Origin of the sequence: Chitinophaga sp. HK235, from assembly GCF_018255755.1 — a bacterium.
Taxonomy (GTDB): Bacteria; Bacteroidota; Bacteroidia; order Chitinophagales; family Chitinophagaceae; genus Chitinophaga.
The window spans coordinates 6,099,292-6,125,241 of record NZ_CP073766.1 but is presented as its reverse complement, the minus strand read 5'-3'; the positions used below and the strand labels follow the sequence as shown (position 1 = coordinate 6,125,241).

Sequence of the window (25,950 nt, the reverse complement as noted above, 5' to 3'; positions counted from 1 at the left end):
ATACAAACACATAAAGAAGCTGTCTCAAAAGTACTTCTGAGACAGCTTCTTTATATCCTGGTATGATCCTTAGAGGCATTCAAAATACACCCTTCCGAATGACCTCTTTTTCTGTAACATACTTTATACTGGTTTTTCGGGATGTGCTGATTGACACATTGTGGCAGCCCACTCGGTAAGACGACTATATGGGTTGAATCCACTCAACTCCATCGCGCTTGATACTACGCCGAGAAAAGCGCGCCTGATGGCTAGTCCGTTAGTGAGTTCAAGTGTGTATGTATGTCGTATCGCCTTATCGATATCCACAAACAACCGTGTATCAGTATCGCTATTTTCGAGATGATCTCCAATAATATTGTGTCTCCAAATCCTGGCAATGAGCTCTCGCAAATTATTTAGGACCTCCCTATATTCTTGTGCGAACTTTGAAACAACCTCATCGAAGAAATGGCACCATTTATCAGACAATGCTCTCAAGTTCGCTACGTCGTTCCCAAGTGTCATGCAATCTGATAGTATTGTTGTTGCTGCTATTTCGCAACGTTGATATGCCAATTCATCGTTCACTCCCTCTAACAAAATCCTTCGGACAACCCGCTGCACTAAGTCGGGAATCTCCACGCTATGCTCTATCCACAATGGCTGCCAGCCATCGGTATGTAACAAATCTCCTGGCAACATGTCACATGCGATGTTTCTTGCTTCTGGTCTTTTTGATGCAAATGCGTTCTTCAATTCACCCTTTGTATTTTCCAAACTATCAAGTTGCGCTCTAACTAAGTAACGTGGTGTCAGAGCATACCAAAGACATGCGCCCATAGCCATTTCCGCAGCCTCAAAGTGTCCGTCTTCACCACAATTACATGCGAGTACATCATCTGTGACCGCGGCAAGCGCATCTGCATACCCCGAAACACCTTCATTGCCAGCCACACACATAGCCACTAGCAACTCGTTTACCCCATCTCCGTACATGCAGTCAGAGAAAAGATCAACAATTTCATTATAACGAAGAACGCTATCGATAGCACGTTTGATTTTCCCACATTTTTTAGTACTCCTGAAGGTTCCGGCTTCATCAGCCAGATAATGGTAACCAGTAGCCCCCATGGCATATCGATAATATGGAGCCATTGCTGCGTCCCACCATCGCATTCGAATGAACTCCCCTGGTGTTACAGGTCCTCCACTGGAGGAGATGATACTTTCTAACTCTTTAATACTCTTTGCCTTTGCCATGGCAGTTTCTGCCTCTCTAACCTTCATAAATGCACAACTCACTACAGCATCTCTGTGTCCTGCATCTATTGCAGGACCATTGAGGCAGGCCATCCCTTCACTCATTGCTGTGAGATAGATGTCAATTCCGCCCAAGCCAGGGTCATCATAGGCCCCAGGGTAATCAATCCCTGTTGTAAGACACATTATTGAGCCACAGAGTTCAGGAATGCGTCCGTCAGCCATACGAATGAATTGCCAAACATAAATACTGGCATAGAAGTCCCGCATCATCATTGGAGTTGCAAACCTGATATTTCCAGCGCATTGCTGCTGATATATTGGCCACAATATTTGCATTTCGTCTCCTTTTTTAGGACTCATTATACCAGCTGCTTGTATCCATTCAATGATCTTTGGCAGGCTAACCAGCACGGTCGCTGCTGTCAACATTGCAGCCACTGCCAGTGGGCTCGAAGAGGCTATAAAACGGAGATCATCTGAAAACACGGTATCAACTGCCAGACGAGCCATGGCACTACCAGTGTCGATCGTGGGGGCACTTTCTGACTCGTAGGGAATGTAGCGTGGCACTTCTGTTAGTTGTGTATATGGCCCACCCTCAAGTAAACGGAGTGCTGGCTTCCCACCAGATAATCGCGACAGCTTATTGTTAACGGCATTACTACCATCTGTTAATCCGCATTCCTGAGCACTCCATATGTCTGGCGCCGCCACTCCGATATATGCCCGCAATTCAAGTACTTGGCTTAGTGTAAGTTCACCGGCTGATACTGTTAACATAATCAATAAAATAATGGTTATCTAAAGGGGGCAGAGGTCTTAATTTATGAGTATCGTCACCCAGGACTAAATTAGTACCTCCAGCTGCTAATAACTAACAGTGACCTGGTATCCAGGGTAAAATAACAGCGCATAAAATGGATAGTAACCACTCAAACAAATTACTTGATCAGTTATATTTGTCAAAGGAGGAATACCGGATTAAATTGGCGAACTTAGGCCCAGTTGTACGTGATGGCTTATAGGTGGCTAAAGAACCAAACAAAGGATAAAAAAAGTCCCCGTGTTTGCACAGGGACCGTAGAGCCATAACTTTTATTTTCTAAACAGATACTTAGTGTTTTTGCTGCCCAGGTGCATATGGCCTGGCGGACTGAGATCCAGTCATTTTTTTTGCCTGTCCCGGAGGCACTTTCCCGCTATTACCTGCAGTATATACTGTATAGCAGGAGCTGAAAAGCATTACGGCTACAGTAGCTATAAGTAAATGTACTTTTTTCATGAAGTGATTTTTTGTTGCATATAACAGCCAGAACTGTGCCATTGTTTGACGCTGCCTATATTTCATTGGAATTTTAAATGCAGAGAATGTAGACCTCTTTTCCTGCTCAAAAGTCAGGACGTTGTGCCAGTCATGGATGAACTGCTGCGGAAATTTCCAGCGTTTGAATTTCAGCGTTAGCATCAATAAAACCCGGTACAAATAGTCCCGATCTCTCTTATTTTGAGACTTATGCTCTTGTAAAAGAGGAAGAAAAAAAAATTCGTATATTCCACAACGTTAGCACACATTATAACACTTCATGGATAGACAAGAACATTGGCAGCATTTTATAGCTGCATATGATATAGGAAAATTCAAACGAACAACCTATGAAGCATTAATAAAGTTCCGTCAAATGGAGGACGCAGAGGATAGTGCTCCATGGATAGCTCCTCCTGACGGAAGAAAATATACAGACCTGATAATTAAATTTTACGGGGTGAGTATTCTGCTGAAAAATCCTCAAGTTCCTTATTTCAGAGTCAGGTACAATCGGTATTTAGATAAAGATGATCTGATGCCCTACTATTATTATGATGTGGACTTTGACACAGATGAAGTGATTATAGATAATTTCTTTTTTACCCATATCATACAGAAATGGGATTAAATATTTAACATATTGCAGGCCTGACAGATAATAAAATCCGTCAGGCCGTATTTTTTAACACTGCTCTGAATTATCTTTTGGTCAGCTGAAAACGGCTATGGCTGTACAGTTATCGACAGTGTACAGGACTGTCCACCGAAACTGATGGGAAAAGACGCTGTTCCGGATGATGTAGGCGTTCCCCATATTCCAACAGTTTCCGCCCAGGGTCCGGAAGTTATGCTCCCTTCAAGGAGTACCAGCTGCAAGCCTCCAACACCCTGAGAAGCGATAGGTCCCGCATCAGCTGCAGCAACGGCACCGGCGACATCACCAACGTAAAGAATATACCAGACATTCATATTTGCCACACCGTTTTTGAAAGGTGCATCACCTTGTCTCACGACTGCATTGGCACAGTCGATAGATATGACGGTACCAAGTACCGGATCAGCTTTAAACACCCTAAGGGGGTTGGGATCGCGAAGTTGTACCGCAGCAGATCTCTGAGCAAACAATGATCCTACTGCCAGCAATGACAGGACTGTTAAGAGGAGGGTTTTTTTCATGTTTTTTTTGTTTTTATGGTTACGGGTTAATTACAAAAAAGTCTATCGTCTGAAGATGGGTTTAACATTCGGCGTAAGAAAGTTACAGGATGCGGGCAGTAATCTCACTTCACTAAGCGCTGAATAAGAAATGGTAAAATTAGTTATACCAACAAAAAACCCAGTCAGCAGTAACATCTACCGCTGCCTGGGTTTTCTCAACTCCAGCCTTCAATACTAGTCCTCAGTCTTTAGTTCAATACCTTGCTTTATTTGCGGGAATACAGCTTGTAAAAGCTAACCCCCTGGGCATAATCTCTTTGTGAGCCGCTATAAATGACATTACCATATTTATCCTGTCCGATGATCATTGTCTCTGCACCGAAACCGACTTTTTTGGCCGGACCGGTTTTTTGATCTTGCCACGGAACATTTGTGCCAATACCCATCTCCGATCCTGCGTAGCAGTACAGGGATTTATTAACAAGATCTACAGCCGCTATAGAAGCACCATCTGATGCGAGCAGTTCGCCCTCAGTAGTAAAACAATAGCGATTCAGGTATACGTCATCATTAAGGGAATAGCTAAATAATATTTCGGGTCTATGGTAACCGGTAACCGCAGAGGTATCATAGGAGAAGAAGCGGTAAGGCTCGGAATAGAAACTCTTCGGCATCATTAATATCTCGTCATGCTCCAGATCGTATGCAGCCTGTTTGTAGTTCATTCCCATATTCACGGCACAGGTACCAAAGGCCGTTTTGCCGTCGGGGCTGATCACGTAATCGGTGGTCAGCTCCAGTGGCCGGCCGGGAATGTTGTAATAGGAAGGCCCCATAAAGAACTCATCCAACTTAAAAATGGACTTTACGGAGCCACCGGCGTCAACCCGGCAGATATTGGCGTAAACAGCCGGGCTGACATAGTAGGAAGAAGGTCCCCATCCATTACTATACCAGTCGATTTCATTAACCCAGTCTGTACGGGAGGCCGCATAATTGTTGACAAAATACAGCGCGCCGTTCATATCTGTTTTCAGCTGGGTGGCCACTACCTTCAACGTACCAATTGCTCCTTCAAACGGTCCTGCAGGTTCATTGACAGTCACCCGCCCTTTGGTAACCAGCGTCCGGTTAATGGTAGTGATCTTTTTGGTTGCCAGTTCCATTTTACACAACCTGTAAATATAAGATGTGGCCGCCTCGGGCACAGCCTCCGTCACCTCAGCGGAGAAGGTCAGTGTATTGCCATCATAAGCCACTACACTGCCCTGTATCATTTTGATAGTGAATGTAGTACCATTTTCCTGGAACTGATCGTTTACATGAATGAGCGGGGTGATCGTTCCTCCTTTGTAAGCATCGATCTCTGTATTATTGCCAAAATAGATATCTCCTTCGGAAGTCAGACTGACGTTGTTGATCAACGGCCTATAGTTCTGCTGATATAAATTGCTGTTTGCAGGCTTCCAGTTTGTCAGCAGATCCACATAGAGAGTGGTATCCGTACGATGCATACTACCGGAGAACTTTCGGATAGTGATCTCTGGAGCCTGGATGGTTTGTCCGTTGGCGACAAGGCTTACCGGAATGTGGTCGCCAATACCCATTTCCCGGGTGATCACAAAACGTATTACATCCAGTGATTCAGGCTGTTTCGTATATTCGTTCAGGTTATACAACAGTCTGGATTGTTCCTCTATCTTTACCGATTGGCCACCAACAAGAATTTTGGAACCTGGTCTGTCCAGGAAAAGTCTTCCTATCAGCATCGCAGTATCTCCCACGAGATAGGAACGTCTGAAACCATCGTACTTTTTGCCGGGACCCATTCCTATTTCTCCGGTGATGAGGTAGGGAGTATCATTTATTTGTTGGGCATACTCGTCTGTTTTCCGGCAGGAGAAAAGTACTACCAGGAGTAACAACACGAGTGCAGCACGATTGAAAAAATGATGTATTGCTAACATGCTATTGATTTAAAAGTTGATGAACGGTTTTACTTGACCTGTGTCAATGCCAGCTTCAGTCTTGCATCGTAGCTGAGAGAACGGCCGGTTGCTGGATCGATGAAGGACTGCCCATTCAGGGAGCCACTCAACACTATATTGTAAGCACTACCTGGTGTTGTCAGCAGGGTAGTACTAATGATGTCCACGTCAGGCGCGGCCTGCTGATAAAGGCGGACACGCAGCGTATCGGGGCCGCTAACAGCTCTGCCTGTAAACCTGGTCACGTCGCCATAATCCAGGGAAGCAGGAAACCCCGTAGGTACTTTACCGTTAATAGTGAGGAATACTTTACCAGCATCCGGACTGAGGTTCAACACCCGCAGGTAAGTGGAATCACTTTTTGTATTTACCTGGTCAGATAGTTTCCAGGTACGAAATTTACCTTTATCATCAGCAAAGTAGACGGTCATAGGCTCTCCATGCCGGGAAAGCACGGTATCCATAACCAGGGTACGGCTCATACTGGTATCGCGGAGAATAAGCTGATGAGAGCCTGGCATGACCCGTATGTAACTGAGCCATGGTTGCGGGTGATTGACATAGTAGAACTTGTTGGGAAACTGATTAAGATAATCACTGCCGGTAAAACGGGGGATGGCGTCCGAAGGTACCGTGTCCTTTGTATCTACAAACAGATAGTTTGTTTTGGGGTTGTTCTTCAGCTGTAACCGTATGTATTCAGAGGCATTGTAGAAGCCGATCTGCGCGTCCTCCGGTTGCAGGTCGTTATCCTGCTGACGGCAGGCTGCTGCTAACAACAGACCTATTATTACCGCTAGTCTTTTGTATGAGTAAATGATACGCATGTGATCCATTTTTGATTATTTAGAAAGCATAGGTGAAGCCTAGCTGGAAATAGCGGCCGGGCTTATACCGGGTATAGATATTATCTCCTTCGTAGTAGGTCTCTCCCTTGCCGTTCAGTACGGGATATTCTTTGTTATATCGCTGATTGTAGTCTTTATCTTCCACGATACGGTAAGCCTGGTCCAGCAGATTCTGTATACTGAACTTTACTTTCAGCGATTTTACAATACGCTGGGTAATGGACAGGTCCAGCAGATGCATCGGTAATTGCACCATGTCAGGGCGTGTACTGTTAAAGACGAGTGTGTCCTGCCTGGAAAATAATACATCCTTGCTGGCAATCGATTTGGCATAGATCACAGGGCCGTTTATGTTATAGGTAACACCGATCTTGGTACCGGTACCTGGATGTTCATAGAAAAGTCCTGCGTTGAGTACATAAGGCGACTGCCCTTGCAAAGCTCTGCCGGATATCAGCAAGGTATCCCTGCCTACACCAGGGGCATAGTGATTTGTAATTAAACGCTGGGTGGAACTTTTCACCCATGTACCGTTTAATGCGATGCTCAGGCGCTTGAAGAAACCGCCCCCTAAGAAAGCCAGACTTTTCTTGATCTCAGCTTCCAGGCCATACACCCTGGCTTCCTTTGCATTGGCGAAACTGATCGCGGTAAAGCCATAACCATCTGCATAACCGCTCTTTTCCTCGCGCATACGCTCTATGGGATCCTGCAGGTATTTGTAGAACCCACCCACACTGAATACCTCATTCTGTTCTGCGTTATGTGGGTAATATTCCAGACGCAGATCATAATTGTCTATGGTCGCGGTCACTACCTGCTGACTACCAACGACCCGCTCATTGTTCATAAAATCGAAATCGTTGTAAGGTGTTAACTCACGAAACTCTGGTCTGTTCACCGTACGCCCCCATCCGGTACGGACTACGAAAGTATTAGTCGGACGATAACTGAAATTCACGGAGGGCAGGATGGATGTTTTGGGATGATCAACAAATACAGTATGGAGCGAACCGTTATCGGGCGCGGTAGCACCAGTCAGCTTTTGCCGGTCATATTCCACACGCACACCACCGTTCAGCGTCAGTTTTTCATCGGGTGTTTTCCAAGATCCCATGCCATAGAAAGCGTTATACTGTTCGCTTGCTACATATTTATCCACGGGAGAAGTGGCGTCGTACAGTTCCAGGCCGCTCTTGTTCTCCTGGAAATAATCGGTGCTCCATACCCGGTCGAGGTCCTGCAGATGGAAGTAGATCAGGGAGGGGTTACTCAGACCATACCCCTGCGGCCAGCCACTGGAGGCGCCTTCATTACCAGGTATGCTGGTTTCATTCGGTCCCAGCCCGCCCCTGTTTACACGGAAAAAACGCCTGCTTACGTTCCTGCGTTTGAATGACTGGTAGGTACCTGCTTTCAACTCCCACTGTTTGGAAGCGTGGAAGGTATAATCAAGTGCACCATTGTATACATCTTCATTGTTCTTTACATAAAGCCTGGAAACCATACCCAGGAAAGCATCAGCATCTCCATTGTTGGAACCGCGTACCGTATAGGCCAACCCCGATGCATCAGCAGGACGCTGAGCAGATGAAGTCATAAAACGGCTGATACGCTGGTCAGGAACATTCTGCTGGTCATAAGTATATCCCAGGTTCCATTCCAGGCGTTGTTTGTGTGTATTGCCCCAGTCATGTGTGCCGCCAAGGTTGCCGGAATACAGGATACGTTGCTGGAAAGAGAGAATGATATTTTTTGACCGGGTGTTGCTGTATATGGAATCTATCCGTGGTGTCACATTTTGCTCAATATCATTGATACTGGTAAACCTGCGGCCATCATTTACAAAGAAGTTTTTGAATTGCAGGGTATGACGGGGATTCATTTTCAGCGTGAAGTTTTCCAGCACGTTGATCTTACCTGTTTCGGTGCTTTGTTTTGACCGGATCCGCTGGTTATTCACACCCAGGTTCAAATCTACGTCTGCGGTCATGTAGGCATCTGTATTACCAGTTTGCCGGTACACATCAAAACCGGTGGTTTCTTTCGTATAGGTAACGGAGCTCAGGTTATACAACCAGGCCTTACCCAGATGAAAGGCATTGTAATAGTTAAAAAACACCTGCATGTCAGGAGTACTGGTCGTACGTTGCGTTGACAGCACAGGAGAGAATTCACGCAGGATATCAGCCTGGGACAGGTGCCTGGTATCCTTGCCCGACTGGAAGTAAGTAGGTGCAATGTTCGGCATTTTACGGGTACCATCGTCTATACCCAGCCAGTCCATTTTTCCGCCGCGATAGCTGTCGATGTCCGTCATAGTGGAACCCGGACGGTGTGCCAGCTGGATGCCCACATCAATATGTTTTACCGGCACAGCATTTTTCGTATATACTTTCACGGCAGCACCGGCAAATTCTCCGTTCAGATCAGGACGGGGTGATTTAAACACCAGGATCTTGTCGATGATACTGCTGGGCAGCAGGTCATAGGCAAAGGCCTTGCTATACATTTCTGTAGAAGGAGCGATATTATCATTCAGATAAGTGATATTGTAACGTTCGTTCATCCCTCTTACTACAATAAAACGATTATCCACCACCGTTACCCCGGAAATACGCTTTACCACTTCTGCGGCATTACGGTCAGCGGTCCGGTTGATCAGTTCACTGGAGATACCGGATACCACGCCTGTAGCGCCTCGCAGCTCATTCAGCAATTCTCTTTCTGTAGAATGTGTCACCGCTTTTACCTTACGAACCCCCGATTGTATCACCACTTCTTCCAGGGTTTTACCTGCCTGCATTTTCACATCAGCTATCATCTCCCGGTCTGCCTGCAGGCGCAGTTCCTGCATGGTCTTTTTCTGGTAACCGGTATAGGTGATTACCAGGGTATATTTACCTGCCGGTACTTTTTTGAAATGGTAATATCCTTTTTCGTCGGATATCACTGTTTGTGCAGCTTCCGGGATACTGACAGTAGCACCGGGAAGTGGCTGTGAAGTTTCAAAATCCACGATACGGCCTTTGATGGCACCGTTACCCGCCGGCTGTATACTTTCCGGCTGGTGACCGGACTTTCTAACGGCAACGGCTATATTATTATCAAGCATCGTGTATTCAAGTCCTGCTTTTTCCTGTAATGCTGTCAGCGCTTTTCCCAGCGGAATCTGCTGCCAGTGGATATCGCGTACCATAATAGCAGACAGCCTGTTCTTATCGTAGGAGAAAACATAGCCGGTTTGTTTTTGCAGGCTGGCGATCACGTCGGCCACGCTGGCCTTATCCATCTGCAGGGTCACATTACCTGCAAGACGGGATACCTGGGCCGGAAGCCTGTTACCGGCCAGGCATAGCAATAGCAACAGCAATAGTTGCTGGCAGATGGAGCGGAGCCGCTTCCATCCGGAAGATACTTTCATCATTGTGTGTTTTGTTTGAGTCTTTTAGCTGATAGCCTGTAATTGTTTGGCGGGCATCATTCAGGAGTGTATGACGATTTCCTGGTCAGGCCCTACTTCATATGACAACTGATAAATGAATAACAAATGGTGTAAAACCTGTTGCCAGGTTTCGTTTTGCCGATATACTGCCGTCACCGTCTTATTGCGTAACAGAGCGGGATCAGCTTCTATGCGGATGCCATAATAAGCTGCCAGTTTAGGCAGGGCTTCCGACAGCGGAAGCTGGTTGAATACCAGCTGTCCTTTCACCCAGCCGGATACATCTGTGACGCTGGTTTTACTCAAATGGTTTCCGTGATAATCAGCTTTGACAGTCTCTCCGGGCTGCAGGACTACAGCAGCTGTATCGCCGGATTGTGGTTGTACTTTTACACTACCTTTTACCAGACTGATATATACTGCTGACTGGCCAGGTGTATTGTCAATATTGAAGGCTGTACCCAATACCAATGTCTGCACTTTACCGGCTGTAACCCTGAATGGATGCGCTTCATCGGGAGCTACATCAAAGTAACCTTCACCCTGCAACCGAACTTCGCGGTGTTTACTATAATCTTTTCGGATATATAATACTGCTTGTTTGTTGAGCCAGATCCTTGTCTGATCGGGCAGTGTAAGCATTTGGGCATGTGCTGATGTATTGCTGATGCTATCCCATTGCACTGCAGCCAGCTGTGATGGAGAGGCCATTTGCCGGTGATTCAGCATATAAAACAGGCCGGTAAGGCCTGCAATTAATATCGAAGCGGCTGCCCACCATATAGCTGATTTACGTATAGCATGTAATCGTTTGCCTGTTGAAGGTAATTGCTGCAGCCGGGCACGTAAACGTGTAGCCATTTCCGTTGGCATCTTCATTTTTTCCGCCGGATTGTTCTGCATAAGGGCAGCAAGTTCCTCATTGGCAGCTTCCTGCAGCCAGGTGTCCAGTATTTCCAGCTCTTCCCGGGAAGCGGTGTCGGCCAGGTATTTCTCCCAAATCATTACAGGCAATTGCATGCTGATCCTTTTCTTTCCATTAAACTGTCATTACAGGATCTTTTCCGCCAATGTCTAATGTGAACTTATTGTTAACAGACTATGGCCATACAGGAATAACTATAGCTTTGTAATCGTTATCCGCCTATCTATGTCCAGGAACGACGAAGTTGCATTCTTACAGGTATTTGAAACTACCCGGGATGGTTTGTACCGGATCTTCCGGAAACTGACCACTGACGAGTATCAGGTGGAAGACCTGGTGCAGGAATGTTATCTTGAACTGTGGAAAAAATGGGAAGGATTACAGGACCCTGTCAATTATGTCTTCGGCATCGCCTATAATCAGGTAAAAGTATATCACCGCAAAAAAATCCGCGCTGCACTTACGATGATGGAGCTTCCTGAAGATGCAGGCAACCAGCCCGGTCTGCTGAACCCCGACCAGCAATACCAACTCAAGGAAACACAAAACCGTCTGCAAAAAATCATGCAGGAACTATCTCCCGAAAAAAGAGTAGCTTTTAATCTCATCCGCGAAGAAGAAAGATCGTATCAGGAAGCATCGCAACTGCTGGGAGTACCCGTGAGCACGCTGGAGAAGCGGGTATCGGGGAGTTTGAAGGTGCTGAGAAAAATGCTGAGATGTTTTTTTTAACCGCTGATTTATTGGATGAAGCTAATGCTCCTGATGACTTCTCCTACACCTTTCTCTCTTTTGATTGATTTAACGGAATCGACTATACGATTAACTCTGGAGATGGAGTAATCATCTGGCCGGTCCCAGAGTCGTATAGATCATTCCTGCGTCTTCCTTTTTACTGGCTCCACAACCAATTTTAAAGTGCCATCTTTTTCAATGACATTGATTCGTTCAACATCTATCTCCCCGAAACGTTGTTTCCCAAAATCATTGCGGAATGCCATAAAAAGAAAGTATAGCACAATAACATCATGGAGGAAACGATCAGTTCCCCGTAAGTTAATCAACCGTCTGTAAATTTTAAATGAACCAATTAATTATTTTTTTGTAATTACGTATATGCCATACAAACACTTTCTATACAGACAATGGAAGATAGCCTTGCCCCTATGGAGCCTTATAAGCCCTTTAGTTGGCCTGGCAATACTTGAGCTGACCGGAAGTGCAAACAGTCCTGTTTTATCTCTGTTAAAGGCTGTATCACTGATCAGCATTGTATTGTCGGCAGTGCACCACGCCGAAGTGGTGGCACATAAGGTAGGAGAACCTTATGGTACCCTGATTCTCGCGCTGGCCATCACCGTCATTGAAGTTTCATTGATTGTTTCTCTAATGCTGAGTGAAGGAGCCCAGGGATCTACACTTGCCAGAGACACAGTATTTGCAGCGATCATGATATTACTGACCGGCATCATAGGCCTGTGTTTACTGCTGGGTGGTTATCGCTACAAGGAACAGGTGTTTATCAAACAAGGTACCAATGCAGCACTGTCTACCCTTACCGCTATTTCCATTCTGACCCTGGTGTTGCCCAACTATACCACCACTACACCTGGCCCGGTATATTCTTCCAGTCAGCTGCTGTTTGTAGCAATCATATCGCTGGTATTGTACGGAGGATTTGTGTCTGTGCAGACAGGAAGACACCGGGATTATTTTCTTCCGGAAGATGAGCAGGAATCCCACTCCGCTCCTCCCGATAACCTGACCACTGCCATCAGTATGGGGTTTCTGCTTATATCCCTGGCATTGGTGGTATTGTTATCCAAAAAGCTTTCTCCGGTGATTGAAACAATGGTGGTTAATCTGGGTGCTCCCAAAAGTCTGGTGGGTATTATCATTGCAGCCGTGATCCTGTTACCCGAAGGACTGGCCGCCATCAGAGCTGCCCGCCGCAACAGGTTGCAGACCAGTCTGAACCTTGCACTGGGTTCTGCACTCGCAAGTATCGGACTGACTATCCCGGCGGTGGCCATCGTCACTGTCATCTCAGGCTTCAGCGTTACACTGGGCATCGATACAAAATCCACCCTGCTCCTGGTATTATCATTGTTCACCATCAGCATCTCCTTTAATGCAGGACGTACCAATATGCTGCAAGGCGTTATCTTACTGGTGATACTGGCTACCTATCTGTTTACTACGATAGTGCCTTAAAAAACGTACCTTGCCTTCGCTATGAAATATTTACTTGTTGACACCAATCCCAAACTCATCCAGGCCTGGCAGGAATTTTTTACAGAGGCCGCAGATGTAACAATTATCGAAGGAGATATCACGCGGATAAAAGCCGATGCGATTGTCAGTCCGGCTAATTCCTTTGGTTTTATGGATGGCTCACTGGACCATGCTTTATCTGAGCGGCTGGGCTGGGATCTGGAGAAGAAACTGCAGCAAATAATTAAAAACTTACCGGAAGGCGAATTGCTGATCGGCAGCGCACTTACACTGGAAACAGGAGACCCGGAAATTCCTTTTCTCATCTCTGCTCCTACCATGCGTATCCCCACCAACTTTAACATTGATACGTCTATCAACGCCTATCTGGCTATGAAGGCTATACTATTGCATGCCAACAAACATCCTGACATTGAATCCGTAGCCATTCCCGGCCTTTGTACAGGCGTAGGCAGGATGCAGCCTATTATCTGCGCCAGGCAGATGCATTTTGCTTATCAGGAAATTGTATTGGGTAAAAAACAGGACTTTAACAACTTTGGTGAAGCACAAAAATATCACTGGAACCTTAACCCTCAGGGGATGATCTGGACACACTAAATCCTCATGCTTCCTGGCCATCCAGCATTTTCCGGTACCGTGCAAAATAAAAAGCCATCGGTAGCCCGAAAGAAGCCACCATCACAAAAAAGAGATCTATCTCCTGCTTATCGAAGACTGTCATACCAAAACAAAGTGCGACCAGCAAGGGAGCCAGAAAGAAAGATAACAGGGACAAAAGAAGATTGTTTCTGACAACAGCCAGTTTATTCAGGAAAATAGTGGTTGTAGCCATAGCCATACAGATCACACAGAAAACAACCAACACATGTCCCAGTCCATACATATCACTATTTCTTGCAGTCTCTGATAATTCAACAGTCTCGAGCCATAACAGCGAAACCACGCCGCTGCTAATCATTGCAGCAAACGCAGCGCTTAAAACCATGCTTTTTAAACGATGGGCTTCCATGTGTACCAGGTAGATTAACTACTTTAAATATAATCATTTAAGATATTCCTGATTGCGTAAATTTTTTTTCGGATTAAATAAAACTGCCCATGGCAGCTATGGTATCTTCATACCAGATACCATGCTATTTGTAGTCCTTATTAGCATGTATCTGTTACAACGAGCAATAATTTCGTATTGGAGAAAGGCTGGCTATTCCTGGCCGGCCCGTCATCCATAAGGAGTGCAGGAAAGAATATAACGGTAACGCATATTTGAAGTATATTGTTATGCACCAATTATACTTATCAAGTGAATACAAAATTCATCCTGCTCTGCTGTTTCCTGCTTGCAGCCAGGCAACTGTATTCCCAGTCGCTGCCTGATGTATACGGTTATCGCCATCTGCAGACTGTTTTTAAGGGAGATACGGTAGATATCCTGATAAGATCAAAGAAAGGAGATGAACAGGTACCCAAACCACTCTTCCTGTTTTGCCAGGGCAGCCTGCCGCAACCACTGGTCATCCGTTATGATGACAACGGCCGGGAGTCAATCGGTAATGTTTTTGTGTTTAACCCCGACAGCCTGGCTCAACATTATCACCTGGCCATCATCAGCAAGGCATATGTCCCGCTGGTAGCAGATCAGAAAAACCTCAACCCCGACTTCACTTACAGCGACAGCACCGGCCAGTTTCCCAAACAATACCTGGAAAGATATTACCTGGATTATTATGTCAACAGAAACATCGCCGTGATCCGTTTCCTGCAACGACAGCCCTGGATATCACAGAACCAGCTGGTAGTGGCCGGCCATTCCGAAGGAAGTACCATCGCGGCCAAAATAGCTTCCGTATTTCCACGGGTAACTCATCTTATCTACTCCGGCGGAAATCCGCAAGGCCGTATGTTAACCATGATCACACGGGAACGGACACACGAAACAGACAGCAGCAGTGGAGTACGCGCCGCTTTCGCCCGTTGGGAAAAAATATCGGCAGATCCACAGGATATGAACAGCTCATTTGGCGATTCCTATAAAGTGACCAACGACTTCTCTATCCCCCCGGCCCGTTACCTTAACCGGCTGAAGATCCCGGTCCTGGTTACTTTCGGTACCCGTGATGCAGGAGTGCCTTACATCGATCTTTTTCATACAGAGATCATCCGTCAGCATAAAACCAACTTCACATTTAAAGAATATATCGGCACAGAACATAACTACTTCCCGCTGAAATCCAATGGTGAGCCTGATTATGATATCTTCAACTGGGACAAGGTGGCTGAAGACTGGCGTACCTGGCTACTTTCTCAACGGTAATGACAGATAGCGGCCTCGGCATTGATTTACATTTTTTAACATTTCTACCAGACTGAACAATGAAAAAACGGTTAAACCTCCTGAGACAAAAGATGTCTAAGAAGTGAATCGAATCAATAAAATACAGGTCATGAAAAAGATTGCCCTGATTCTTAGTACCCTGCTGGGGTTTGCCATGGCTGCACCACAGGCATTTGCGCAAGTAAGCGTAGGTATTTCTGTTGGTATTGCACCACCGGCTATACCGGTTTATTCACAGCCTCCCTGTCCGGGTGATGGTTTCATGTGGGTACCCGGTTATTGGGCCTATAGTAATCACTATTATTGGGTACCAGGTGTATGGATAAGGGCTCCTTATGCGGGAGCACTCTGGACACCAGGTTACTGGGCATTAACAGGAGGACTTTATTGCTGGCACCCCGGCTATTGGGGTCCTCATATCGGATACTATGGCGGTATTAACTATGGATTCGGTTATTTCGGCGTAGGTTTTACAGGCGGTATGTGGCGAGGCAGCGTCTTCCATTACAATACTGCAGTGACCAGTGTCAACAGGACATTTGTTCATAATACCTATGTCAACAGGGAAGTCATTCGTAATTCAACAGTGATCAACAATCGTAGCAGTTTTACCCGAAACAATGTGGTCAACAATAATAACTTCAATCGTAACAACGTAGTCAACAATAACAATTTCAACCGAAACAATTTTAACCGTAATACAACCTTTAATAACAACCGCACCAATAATTTCACCCGTAATAACGTGGCCAACAATAACAATAACTTTAACAACCGGGCCAACGCTTCACGCGGTATGTGGAATGGTAATCACCAGGCCGGTATGACCAGACAGCCGATGGCGATGAGCAGGCAGTCACAGGGCAACTTTATGAGGCAACCGCAAATGCAGCGGGGTGGTTTCCAACACGGCGGTGGCGGAATGGGCCATGGCTGGGGTGGTGGTGGCGGTATGGGCCACGGAAGACATAGATAATATACGATAGAGCATACGGCTTGTGAAGTGAAGGCGTCTCAGAAGAGGCGCCTTTACTTTATAGTATTCTGTTAACCGCCACTACGATCAGCAACAGTTCATAATTAGTGAGCAGATCATGTTTAAGCAAACGGATCGCTTTACTCATATGTTTTTCTACCATACTAACGGAGATGGATAAACGAGAAGATATTTCACGATAAGATAGTCCTTCTTCGCGGTGAAGCAGGTATACCTGGCGGCAGTTGACCGGCAGCTGTGCTATCGCTGCATCCAGTGCCTGCATAGGATTACGGCTGCTTTCCGCAGGAGTGGACAGCAGTTGCTCTGCCTCTCCTTTTACCGTTTCCAGCCAGGTCATATCTTCTTTCATCCGCTTGCGAACCACATCCACCAGCAGGTTTCGGGCGATTGTTTTCAACAGCGGAAGCGCATTCTCCACATCATACATATCATCCATCTTCTCCCATACTTTCAGATAAGATTGTTGAAGCAGGTCCTGTAACAGGTGGGTGTCTTTTGTATACTGATGCAGATATTGATACAGCCTGTCGCGGGAGGCGTGATATAGTCCGGTAAACACCCGTTCCTTATTATGCATAGCTGTATCCGACATAAAGTATTACAAAGATAGGCAGGCCATTGTAGAATAGTAATATTACCAAATTGTTAATTGCCGTTCAAGTAATTGAGGTAAACAATTGTTTCTGCGTGTTGATAGTAGCACGTAAACAATAACGGCATGAAAGATCAGGATACCTGGCAAAGATATATTGATAGAACCGACAGCGAAGCAGCCAGAAAAGAGATGCTGGACTGGCTGCAATCCGCCTCCACTGAACAGCTGGAAGCCTCCCTGGCGCAGGGCTGGGATCAGCCGGCAGGTTCTATGCCGGCGGGGATGGCTGTAGCACTGGAACAGCAGCTCAGACGACAGGGCGTGAAGCTGGCCTACCCGGCCCGCTCCCGCTATCTGCGTTATCTGGGCCGTACTGCTGCTGCAGCCTCCATTGCCCTGCTGGCGGGCAGTCTTTTCTGGTGGCAACGCCCTGCGAAAAAGCTGCAGCCCCTTGCCGTTCATAGCCGCCAGATAGCCAACAACAGCGCTCATGTGCGTAAGCTCACGCTCTCCGATGGCAGCCAGATATGGCTGACTCCCGGATCTTCCCTCTCTGTTCCTGATGATTATAATACCCGGGCACGTATCGTGACCCTTAGCGGCGAAGGTTACTTTGAAGTAGCTCCCCGGACAACACCTTTCCACGTAAATGCAGGCGGTCTGGAAGCCACTGTATTAGGCACCCATTTCAACATAGAAGCTTATCCCGGTGAGCATATTACCGGTATCGCCCTTTCTGCCGGCAGTATCTCTGTAAAAGTACGCCCCGACAGCTCCCTGGTGCTTACCCCTGGCCTTAAACTCACCTATCAGCAATCCACCCACCGCTTCACCACCCGCCACTTTGTGCCGGAAAAAGAAACCGACTGGAAACGCGGTGCCTTCGTTCTCGACGACGTACCACTGGATGCTGCTTTCAGCAGACTGGAAAAACGGTTCAGCAAAAAAATTGTCTTTGCCCCCTCCGCCCAGTCCAGTGCCCGCTTTACAGCCACCTATCACACCGAAACACTGTCAGACATACTTCAAAACATGGCTTTCATTTACGGATTTCAATACCAGGAAACCCGCGACACCGTCTTCATTCACTAATCACATAAAAAATGTCCCGCTGGCAGGCGGGACATCAAAAACAATTGTTTTTAAAGTTTACGTATGAACAAATTTAGACAAACCAATGCAAACCTGCTCAAAAGAAAATGGTGGCAGGCAGGGCTGGTATTATGGCTGCTGATGGCAGGCCATGCTCACGCCCAATCTCCGGCCATGGAACAACCGGTAACGCTAAATCTTAGCAATACCAACATGGCCACTGTGATGGCAGAAATAGACCGGCAAAGCGATTTCAGCTTTTCCTACGACCGCGCTTCCCTGAGTGGCGTAAAACTCAGTAATGTACACTGGAAAGCCGTATCACTGAAAAACGTGCTGTCGGAGCTCAACCACACCTATGGCATTCTCTTTCAGGTAAATGCCCATACCATTGCCGTTAAAACAGGCCCCAATACCAAACAGGAGGCCGGCAGCGGCACCATTCGCGGGCGTGTGGTGGATTTTGAAACAGCCACCCCGCTTCCCGGTGCCACCTTACAACTGGAAGGCACCACCCTCGGTACCATCACCGACAGCAAAGGTTTTTATCAGCTGGCCAACGTGCCGGCAGGTACCTATACCCTGCTGACCACTTTCGTGGGATATCAGCGGGGCATCGTTTCCCGGGTACAGGTCCACAATAATCAGGCCGCCTCCTATGACATCAAAATGCAGACCGGTGGAGCCCTGAAGGAAGTAGTGATAGGTAGCGGCACCCGCAAGGTAAGAGCCGTTACCCACAGCACAGAACAACAGCTGATCCAGGAGATCAAAGGTGCCACCGGCGTAGTATCTGGTATCTCCAATGAGCTGATCGCCAAAACTGCCGACCGCAACGCCGCGGAAATCGTGAAACGTATCTCCGGTATCACCGTGGTGGATGACCGTTTTATCGTGGTACGCGGTATGAATGAAAGATATAACCTCACTTACCTGAATGGTAACGTTGCCCCCTCTACGGAGTTGTACAACAAAGCCTTCGCCTACGATCTGCTCCCCAGCAGCGTAATCGATAAAATACTGGTATACAAATCACCGGTGGCCGACCTCGTAGGAGATTATGCCGGTGCTGCCGTAAAGGTGTTCACTAAAAACGCCGTACCTGTAAAACACTTCGACATAGGCGTACAGCTGGGCTACCGCGATGGTACCAGCATGCGCAACGTAGACAGCCACAACGGCGGCAAACTCGACTTCCTCGGCATCGACGATGGTACCCGTAAACTACCGGGATTTTCACCCGGCGTCTTTGCCAGTAATCAACGTGTCAGTCCTAATGCTGTACCCCAACATGAATGGCTCAACGGTTTTTCCTCCACGCTGATGCCCGGCAAACGTTATGCAGGCCCCGATATGCAGCTCTTTGCCAACTATTACAATAGCTGGCAGCTGGGAAAAGTCAGACTGTACGATCTTACCGCTGTCACCTATACGAAGGAAACAGCAGCTACAGAGATGTACCGCCAGTCCGGCAATACCAATGCCTACATGCTCGACAGCGTGATGGGACAGGCATACGGGGATAACAACAAAATATCAATAGGCCACCAGACTACAGAAACCGGTAAAATCAACGTGCTGGAAAACCTCACCTTAAAACTCAATGACCGTCATCAGTTGGCACTACTCAACTTTTTTGTCAACGATGGCAAACGGTTTACGAACGTCAGCAGCACAATACCCAATGCACTGCCCGAATATTATGCGAACCAGCCATTCCGGCTTAAACAGGACATGACCCTCTCCTTTCAACAGCGGATGTTGTATTCCGGCAACCTGAACGGCACCCATTTCCTGGGAGCAAAAAAACAGCATGAACTTACCTGGAATCTGGGATATACACATGACCTGCAAAACGTGCCCGACCAACGGCTGCTGCACTTCGTGAACGGAGATGCCCGATATCCCGACTCCCTCACCTGGATTCCGGCCGGCTCCAACGTCAGCAGATCAACCACCTACCAGGGCATGGTTTCAAGGCTCTATATCAAAAATCTGGAGCAGGTATACAACGGCTCACTGGACTACACTTTTCATCTCCAGCCCAATCTCTACGTAAAAGCCGGCGGGTACCAGCTCTTTAAGGTTAGACAAGTGGGACGCCGTTTCTTTCGGGTGAACAGGGCCGGACTTCAGACAAATGAGCTGGAAGCTGCGGCAGGTAACAATGATTATCTGAAATGGAATACCGGATTTGGTTATAACAATGTCAACCTCCTGAACTACCAGCCATCAGACGTGCCCCGGTTATGGAACAGCCACTACTTCCCCGACGACAATACCGGCCTGGCTGTATACGACGCCACCACACCGATGGACGCCTATACCGCCAGTGAACAGTATAATGCCTTTTACCTGATGGGCGACTGGAAGGCTGCCAAAGAACGCCTCACACTGAATGCCGGCCTGCGCATGGAATATGACCAGCAGCGCCTCGCAGGTGCCAAAGACGGCGCCACCGGAAAAAACACGGTGGAAATGGTCAATGTAGACCATAAAAAAACTATCCTGCTGCCTTCTGTTAATATCAGCTTCCGACCCAAAAACATGCTGGTGTTCCGTGCCGGCTATGGTCGCACCGTCAACCGGCCGGACTTCCGGGAAATAACACCTTACACCGATTACGACTTCACCCGCAATGAAGAGATAAAAGGAAACCCAAGGGTGGTAACTGCCGAAATCGACAACCTCGATCTGCGCGCCGAACTATATCCACGAAATAATAACGAGGTGATCAACGTAGGTGTTTTTTATAAACACATCAAACATCCGATTGAAAAAATGCGGGATGAAGTCACTAGTGATGAGATGCACGATGGATGGGGATTCAACAGGATCACCTATGACAACTCCGTTAGTGCCAACATCATGGGTATTGAAGCTGAAATCAAAAAAAATCTCTCCTTTATCCCAGGCAATCTCTTCAAACACTTGTCTGTAGTCCTGAATGGTACTATCATCAAAAGCAATACAGAAAGGCGCCAAACGCACGACGACTATGCTGCTGACAGTCTACATAAATCAGGTGGTCCTTTACAGGGACAAGCGCCCTATATCGTGAATGCCGGATTGTTCTATGAAAATGTGGCTACCGGCACCAAGGCAGGACTGATATACAATGTGAGCGGCCCCAGTATCTACGCCAAAAGTATTCGTACCCTGGCCGATTCCACCGCTAACGATAGCTATATCCGTCCGGACCTGTTGCAGCTGCCCACACATCTGCTGGACCTCTCCATCACCCAACGTATCATAAAATCACTGCAGGTAAAACTGAGTATCCAGAACCTGCTTGATCAAAGCTACCGCATTGTGGAAGATCAGAATTTTAACCAGCGCTACGACAAAGAAGTAGAAGTGGAAAGAAAAGACGGCAAAAAATACTTCAGTGGCGATAACATCTATACCAGATACAAACCCGGCAGGTATATCCTGCTGCAGTTTACCTACACTTTTTAAAAAATAAGTTATGAATAAGTTTACCCAACTTCTGTTAATAATACTCGCCGGCCTGCTGCATGCCTGTAACAAGGACGTTACACTCCCGGATGAAACAGCAAAGGGACAGATCAGCTTTTACTTTGCCTCCACAGCACTAACCAATGGGGCTGAAGCAAGGGGCTCCAAAGGTTACCTGGTATTGATAGACAGCCGCGACAGCAGCTATCGTCCGTCTAAAGATATCTTCTCCTCCATTTATCCTTTTCTGTATAATCCATCTCAAAGATCAACCACTTACCCGCAAACGAAGACCAGCTGGATTCAATTTATGGCACTGGATGCCGGCCAGCATCAGTTGTTCCTTAAAGACACCTCCTCCCGTTTGCTGGACAGTGTGAAATTTACGCTGGATGCAGACAAACCGGCGATGGTATTTTATGGCGACAGCATCGGTAATTACAGCCATATCATTGTTGCCGATCCGTTTGTTGCCGACACCGGCAAAATCGGTATCAGGATTATTAATCTCAGCCCGTTTACCGGTCCGGTGTATATGACCCTGAACAAAGTCGTCCCCTCCGCCTTGCCAGCATATACCCAATACATGGACCATACCGGATTTCTACCGCTCGCATTGAGTACACCACAAACCTTCAACATCAAAGTATACCGGTATGGTGATGATAAAAATTTTCTCACCCGTGGTACACTGGAAGCTATTCCCGGTCACGCCTATACGCTGATAATCAGTGGTTATTCGGATAATAACCCAGGAGGCTACAACGATCCCCTGACCGGTGCCAGAAGGCCCATCAGTAACAACTTCTCTCTTTCCGTCACAAAAACATTCTAATTAAAAAACTACAGATGAAACAGGTATTAACATTATTAAGTCTTTGCCTGCTCTTTTGGTGCGGATGCAAAAAAGTAGATGATCACGCAGCCCAGGTGGCAGATCAGCCGTGGTTCTCTGAGCAATACAGCCAGCTCAATGGTAGCCGGCTCACACCCATCAGCTGGACTTACCCTTCCTCTCTTATCGTTGGCGATACAGTCACGCTGATAGGAAAATTATTTCCAACCCGTACCGGCACTGTGATCAGCGTAGGTAATGTGCCCATCAAAATAATAGACACCGCACAGCTGACACCACGATACACCACCTTTAGCGAGCAGGGACAACTCGATGCCATACGCTTTGTGGTAACCCGTGAAATGGGCGCCGGCGAAAACAGATCTGTTACAGTCACTGCTAATGGTGTTACCGTTTACGGTCCTTCTGTAAGCATCAAACTGATAGGTGGCGGCAGCCTGCGCACGGATACCACTCTATGGGTAGATCAGCTTGCACAATGGACGCCGGACAACGGGAGTGATTATCAGAAAAAAAATTACAATCTTATCCGCTCAGTCCATACGGACATGTCCGGTAATATTTATTTTGACAACCAATTGTCCATTCAATCGTTCCGCAATGGCAGCTTCACCACCATTCTCAAAGCCGGCGACGCTTTAAAGGACAATAAAAACAGTAGCTTCAGCATAAAATACATACTGGGTAGTACCATTACCTTTACCGGAGATCTATTATACTTCACCACAGAAACAACTGAAGATGTTCCGGAAGCGGCACAAAACTATATCTTCCGTTTGTGCAAAATGGACCTGGCCAGCAAGACTGTAACTACCATCAACCGCACATTGGTAACCAAAAACGCCACTACCGCCGAAACCAATACCATACTGCAGGGAGATATAGCCCAACTAAAAATAGTGGCGATGCGTCTGAATACAGATGTTAATAACAATCTTTATTACACCAATTATTATGCGCCTGAAATAGCTTCCGGAAGCCATGCCATATGGTATAACTATGTCGGCGGAAACTTCAGCGGACAAGTAGGCAAGGAACCATTCAACAGTATTGTAATGGTGTCTAAAATGGATCCTGCCGGGCAAGTACGGGGTATAATGAGCTGGAAGCAATGGTTCGCCAGCATTGGCATTCCGGTAACCACCGGCTATTATGCGCTTGATCCGAGCGGCAAGTATCTATATGGATATAATTCTCCCAACTGGATTTCCTATAACGGTATTCAGTATGATATTCCGGAAGACGACCAGGGAGTAACCCTGAAAGCCAACCAAACTCAATTTGCATATCACTCCTATGAAACCAATCCTAAATACAAAATGACCGAAACGGTTACCTCATTTGGTGTGAGTCCGGCTAATCCGGTATTAAACAATAATATACAGCTGGCAAATGGTACCACCCTGATAAGACAAAGCCACATACTCCAGTGCTACGACATTCCTACACAAAGCTCCTATACTTATGCGGGTGTGGAAGCTGGAATAAATCAAACTGTAAGTGAGCAGAATCAAACAACCGGATTAGCCAAGTGGGTTGATTTTACAGGGGTATCACTCATTGGTCAGGATAAAAGCGGGGCATTGTATTTTTTCCGCGGAAACAAAGCAGACAATCCGCCCATCTTCTACAAACTCTATCCTAAAAAACAATAAACAACAACAAAGGGGCCGTCTCAAAACAAGAGACGGCTTCTTTTTTATAAATTCCGGTTGTTATAATGATTCTCCAGTTTCCATTTTTAGAAGTGAAGGGTTAACCTGATTTTATGCTGTTTTCTTTCTAAGATTGTGTGCCATAGCCATTAATCCCATTTCGATTGACACTTTATCCATCCCTTTTAGCATAAATCTTTTAAAGCCATGATTATGCTTAATATTTGCGAAGACAGATTCCACGTCATGGCAACGTTGTTTACGCTTCTGTATTCCTTTTCTTCCTTTTAATCGTTTGTCAGCCAGCTCCTTAAGACGATTTAGATTATGATTTACTTCTATGATGCGATTTGTTTGTTGATCATGACACATCTGCCGTAATGTACATCCTTCGCATGTTCTGGCTTGATAAGTAGTTATTGTTTGCCCGTACCCGTTTTTAGTTGTTTTTGGGAACGTACTTTTTCTACGCATTCGCTGGCCGGCAGGGCAGATATAGTGGTCCTTTTCAGCATTGTAGGGTAGGTTTTGGGCCTTGAACATTTCCCTGGTTTTAGTTGACCGGTGCTGGTTGCGATCGAAGGAAGCATGCTTAACATAAGCCGTAATTCTCCTGTTTTCCAACCATTGATAGTTCTGTTCGCTGCCATACCCTGCATCCGCTGTAATATTGGCGGGCACTCGTTTATATAACCGTATATACTGCAGGAGATGACTGATTAAAGTTGATGTATCCGTGGACTGCTGATGAAGGCTGTAATTGACGATGTATTGATTATTAGTACTTATCTGGAGATTATAAGCTGGTTTAAGCTGACCATTCTTCATATGATCTTCCTTCATACGCATAAAGGTAGCGGCGGGATCTGTTTTGCTATAGCTATTGCGGTTAGAGCCTATTATTTGTTCCTGTTGCTCATACTTATCCAACGCTGAAGGCCAGTTACGGTGAGCATATCCCAGCTTTTGTCTGATCCGCTTGTCTATGGGTTTTTCTTTGAGGGCGTCATTGATGGCCGCTATTGTTTTACTGACTTTTTCACTGTCGATTTTGTCATATCCGGATGGGTCCGTATCATCACCCAATTCTGAAGCTGCCACTGATTGTGCATATTTCCACAAGTCATTAAGCTGCTGTTTTATTTTTTCTTTACTGTACTTAATGCCATTGCTCCATACAAAACTGTAGCGATTTGCCTGCGATTCTATCTTTGTCCCGTCAGTGTACAGTTCTTTTATGTTCAGTAAGCCTTCTTCGCATAACAACAATACCACCTGGGTGAATATAGGTTGTAATACCTTTTGCAAGCGTTCACCACGGAACCTGTTGATCGTATTATGATCGGGTTTACTCATACCACTAAGCCACATAAAGTGGATGTTCTGGCCTAGTGCCTCCTCTATTTTACGGCTACTGTAAATGTTATTTATATAAGCGTAAATAAGGACTTTCAATAACATCCTGGGATGGTAACTGCTGGTTCCTCCTGCTTTATAACGCTTCAGCAATAAAGTTATATCGATCTTTTCTATTACGTCATCCACCACACGAACTGGGTGATTCTCGGCTATCAGATCCCCAATCTCGGGAGGGAAAAGCATAGCCTGGTGCTGCTGATTGGCTTTAAAGACTACTGATAGTGTTTTTCCTTTGGGCATACTATAAAAACGGAAAAAGCTACCCCGCAGATTTCCCCCCCCAAAAAAAAAGAAGGGAGTGTCTTTTGAGACACCCCCTGTTTTTCTGTATGTACCTGCTGTCCGCAACCCCGCCAACCATCGCTAAACTGACGAAAAGCTGCCCGCAT

Annotated in this window: 19 protein-coding genes; 10 read left to right on the top strand and 9 right to left on the bottom strand. The window is 46.4% G+C overall.

Annotation, left to right across the window (positions count from 1 at the left end):
- Positions 1–123 precede the first annotated feature (123 nt).
- Positions 124–2,025, bottom strand: coding sequence for a hypothetical protein (locus tag KD145_RS23235; protein ID WP_212002051.1), 1,902 nt, complete (start codon positions 2,023–2,025; stop codon positions 124–126).
- Positions 2,026–2,828: 803 nt separating this feature from the next.
- Here KD145_RS23235 and KD145_RS23230 point away from each other — a divergent pair.
- The gene (locus KD145_RS23230; protein WP_212002049.1) at positions 2,829–3,179 is read left to right on the top strand and encodes a hypothetical protein; all 351 of its coding nucleotides are present in this window, start codon (positions 2,829–2,831) and stop codon (positions 3,177–3,179) included.
- Positions 3,180–3,274: 95 nt separating this feature from the next.
- On the opposite strand, the gene KD145_RS23225 is transcribed toward KD145_RS23230, so the two are convergent.
- The 5 genes from KD145_RS23225 to KD145_RS23205 all read right to left on the bottom strand — a co-directional run bounded on the left by KD145_RS23225 (position 3,275) and on the right by KD145_RS23205 (position 11,010).
- The gene (locus tag KD145_RS23225; RefSeq protein WP_212002047.1) at positions 3,275–3,727 is read right to left on the bottom strand and encodes a hypothetical protein; all 453 of its coding nucleotides are present in this window, start codon (positions 3,725–3,727) and stop codon (positions 3,275–3,277) included.
- Positions 3,728–3,975: 248 nt separating this feature from the next.
- Positions 3,976–5,676 carry a hypothetical protein gene (locus KD145_RS23220; RefSeq protein WP_212002045.1) on the bottom strand — a complete coding sequence of 567 codons (1,701 nt, stop codon included), beginning with the start codon at positions 5,674–5,676 and terminating at the stop codon, positions 3,976–3,978.
- Positions 5,677–5,705: 29 nt separating this feature from the next.
- Positions 5,706–6,524, bottom strand: a complete 819-nt coding sequence (locus KD145_RS23215; RefSeq protein WP_212002043.1) for a DUF4397 domain-containing protein — start codon at positions 6,522–6,524, stop codon at positions 5,706–5,708.
- A 19-nt stretch (positions 6,525–6,543) separates the two neighbouring features.
- Entirely contained in the window at positions 6,544–9,972 is a 3,429-nt protein-coding gene (locus KD145_RS23210) for a TonB-dependent receptor (protein ID WP_212002041.1), read from the bottom strand.
- Positions 9,973–10,029: 57 nt separating this feature from the next.
- Positions 10,030–11,010 carry a FecR family protein gene (locus tag KD145_RS23205; protein WP_212002040.1) on the bottom strand — a complete coding sequence of 327 codons (981 nt, stop codon included), beginning with the start codon at positions 11,008–11,010 and terminating at the stop codon, positions 10,030–10,032.
- Positions 11,011–11,140: 130 nt separating this feature from the next.
- Here KD145_RS23205 and KD145_RS23200 point away from each other — a divergent pair, with 130 nt between their 5' ends.
- The 3 genes from KD145_RS23200 (at position 11,141) to KD145_RS23190 (ending at position 13,750) form a co-directional block, all read left to right on the top strand.
- A complete protein-coding gene (locus KD145_RS23200) occupies positions 11,141–11,647 on the top strand; it encodes an RNA polymerase sigma factor (protein WP_212002039.1) in 507 nt (168 codons plus the stop codon).
- A 384-nt stretch (positions 11,648–12,031) separates the two neighbouring features.
- Complete coding sequence (locus KD145_RS23195; protein WP_212002038.1) at positions 12,032–13,129, top strand: calcium:proton antiporter; 1,098 nt, start codon at positions 12,032–12,034, stop codon at positions 13,127–13,129.
- 21 nt (positions 13,130–13,150) lie between these two features.
- Positions 13,151–13,750: a macro domain-containing protein gene (locus KD145_RS23190; protein WP_212002037.1), complete on the top strand. Its 600-nt coding sequence runs from the start codon at positions 13,151–13,153 to the stop codon at positions 13,748–13,750.
- Between the two features lie 4 nt (positions 13,751–13,754).
- Here the strand turns inward: KD145_RS23190 and KD145_RS23185 are convergent, their stop codons facing one another.
- Positions 13,755–14,162: a hypothetical protein gene (locus tag KD145_RS23185; protein ID WP_212002036.1), complete on the bottom strand. Its 408-nt coding sequence runs from the start codon at positions 14,160–14,162 to the stop codon at positions 13,755–13,757.
- A gap of 291 nt (positions 14,163–14,453) precedes the next feature.
- Between KD145_RS23185 and KD145_RS23180 the strand changes: the two genes are divergently transcribed.
- Both KD145_RS23180 and KD145_RS23175 read left to right on the top strand, forming a co-directional pair.
- The gene (locus KD145_RS23180) at positions 14,454–15,464 is read left to right on the top strand and encodes a hypothetical protein (RefSeq protein WP_212002035.1); all 1,011 of its coding nucleotides are present in this window, start codon (positions 14,454–14,456) and stop codon (positions 15,462–15,464) included.
- Positions 15,465–15,594: 130 nt separating this feature from the next.
- A complete protein-coding gene (locus KD145_RS23175) occupies positions 15,595–16,461 on the top strand; it encodes a YXWGXW repeat-containing protein (RefSeq protein ID WP_212002034.1) in 867 nt (288 codons plus the stop codon).
- Between the two features lie 58 nt (positions 16,462–16,519).
- On the opposite strand, the gene KD145_RS23170 is transcribed toward KD145_RS23175, so the two are convergent.
- Positions 16,520–17,077, bottom strand: coding sequence for an RNA polymerase sigma factor (locus KD145_RS23170; RefSeq protein WP_212002033.1), 558 nt, complete (start codon positions 17,075–17,077; stop codon positions 16,520–16,522).
- 126 nt (positions 17,078–17,203) lie between these two features.
- Here KD145_RS23170 and KD145_RS23165 point away from each other — a divergent pair, with 126 nt between their 5' ends.
- The 4 genes from KD145_RS23165 (at position 17,204) to KD145_RS23150 (ending at position 24,142) form a co-directional block, all read left to right on the top strand.
- Positions 17,204–18,172: a FecR family protein gene (locus tag KD145_RS23165; RefSeq protein ID WP_212002032.1), complete on the top strand. Its 969-nt coding sequence runs from the start codon at positions 17,204–17,206 to the stop codon at positions 18,170–18,172.
- Between the two features lie 63 nt (positions 18,173–18,235).
- Complete coding sequence (locus tag KD145_RS23160; protein WP_212002030.1) at positions 18,236–21,631, top strand: TonB-dependent receptor; 3,396 nt, start codon at positions 18,236–18,238, stop codon at positions 21,629–21,631.
- 10 nt (positions 21,632–21,641) lie between these two features.
- The gene (locus KD145_RS23155; protein WP_212002028.1) at positions 21,642–22,466 is read left to right on the top strand and encodes a DUF4397 domain-containing protein; all 825 of its coding nucleotides are present in this window, start codon (positions 21,642–21,644) and stop codon (positions 22,464–22,466) included.
- Between the two features lie 14 nt (positions 22,467–22,480).
- Positions 22,481–24,142 (top strand): hypothetical protein, encoded by a 1,662-nt coding sequence (locus KD145_RS23150; RefSeq protein WP_212002026.1) that lies wholly within the window; start codon positions 22,481–22,483, stop codon positions 24,140–24,142.
- 111 nt (positions 24,143–24,253) lie between these two features.
- Here KD145_RS23150 and KD145_RS23145 read toward each other — a convergent pair whose 3' ends face one another.
- A complete protein-coding gene (locus KD145_RS23145; RefSeq protein ID WP_212000915.1) occupies positions 24,254–25,801 on the bottom strand; it encodes an IS1182 family transposase in 1,548 nt (515 codons plus the stop codon).
- Positions 25,802–25,950 lie beyond the last annotated feature (149 nt).

What these genes read in the sequence shown, in the direction of transcription:
- KD145_RS23220 (WP_212002045.1), bottom strand. Translation starts at nt 5,676, where the DNA reads ATGTTAGCAATACATCATTTTTTCAATCGTGCTGCACTCGTGTTGTTA.
- KD145_RS23205 (WP_212002040.1), bottom strand. Translation starts at nt 11,010, where the DNA reads ATGCAATTGCCTGTAATGATTTGGGAGAAATACCTGGCCGACACCGCT.
- KD145_RS23145 (WP_212000915.1), bottom strand. Translation starts at nt 25,801, where the DNA reads ATGCCCAAAGGAAAAACACTATCAGTAGTCTTTAAAGCCAATCAGCAG.
- KD145_RS23210 (WP_212002041.1), bottom strand. Translation starts at nt 9,972, where the DNA reads ATGATGAAAGTATCTTCCGGATGGAAGCGGCTCCGCTCCATCTGCCAG.
- KD145_RS23165 (WP_212002032.1), top strand. Translation starts at nt 17,204, where the DNA reads ATGAAAGATCAGGATACCTGGCAAAGATATATTGATAGAACCGACAGC.
- KD145_RS23215 (WP_212002043.1), bottom strand. Translation starts at nt 6,524, where the DNA reads ATGCGTATCATTTACTCATACAAAAGACTAGCGGTAATAATAGGTCTG.
- KD145_RS23185 (WP_212002036.1), bottom strand. Translation starts at nt 14,162, where the DNA reads ATGGAAGCCCATCGTTTAAAAAGCATGGTTTTAAGCGCTGCGTTTGCT.
- KD145_RS23150 (WP_212002026.1), top strand. Translation starts at nt 22,481, where the DNA reads ATGAAACAGGTATTAACATTATTAAGTCTTTGCCTGCTCTTTTGGTGC.
- KD145_RS23190 (WP_212002037.1), top strand. Translation starts at nt 13,151, where the DNA reads ATGAAATATTTACTTGTTGACACCAATCCCAAACTCATCCAGGCCTGG.
- KD145_RS23155 (WP_212002028.1), top strand. Translation starts at nt 21,642, where the DNA reads ATGAATAAGTTTACCCAACTTCTGTTAATAATACTCGCCGGCCTGCTG.
- KD145_RS23235 (WP_212002051.1), bottom strand. Translation starts at nt 2,025, where the DNA reads ATGTTAACAGTATCAGCCGGTGAACTTACACTAAGCCAAGTACTTGAA.
- KD145_RS23160 (WP_212002030.1), top strand. Translation starts at nt 18,236, where the DNA reads ATGAACAAATTTAGACAAACCAATGCAAACCTGCTCAAAAGAAAATGG.
- KD145_RS23200 (WP_212002039.1), top strand. Translation starts at nt 11,141, where the DNA reads ATGTCCAGGAACGACGAAGTTGCATTCTTACAGGTATTTGAAACTACC.
- KD145_RS23225 (WP_212002047.1), bottom strand. Translation starts at nt 3,727, where the DNA reads ATGAAAAAAACCCTCCTCTTAACAGTCCTGTCATTGCTGGCAGTAGGA.
- KD145_RS23170 (WP_212002033.1), bottom strand. Translation starts at nt 17,077, where the DNA reads ATGTCGGATACAGCTATGCATAATAAGGAACGGGTGTTTACCGGACTA.
- KD145_RS23230 (WP_212002049.1), top strand. Translation starts at nt 2,829, where the DNA reads ATGGATAGACAAGAACATTGGCAGCATTTTATAGCTGCATATGATATA.
- KD145_RS23175 (WP_212002034.1), top strand. Translation starts at nt 15,595, where the DNA reads ATGAAAAAGATTGCCCTGATTCTTAGTACCCTGCTGGGGTTTGCCATG.
- KD145_RS23195 (WP_212002038.1), top strand. Translation starts at nt 12,032, where the DNA reads ATGCCATACAAACACTTTCTATACAGACAATGGAAGATAGCCTTGCCC.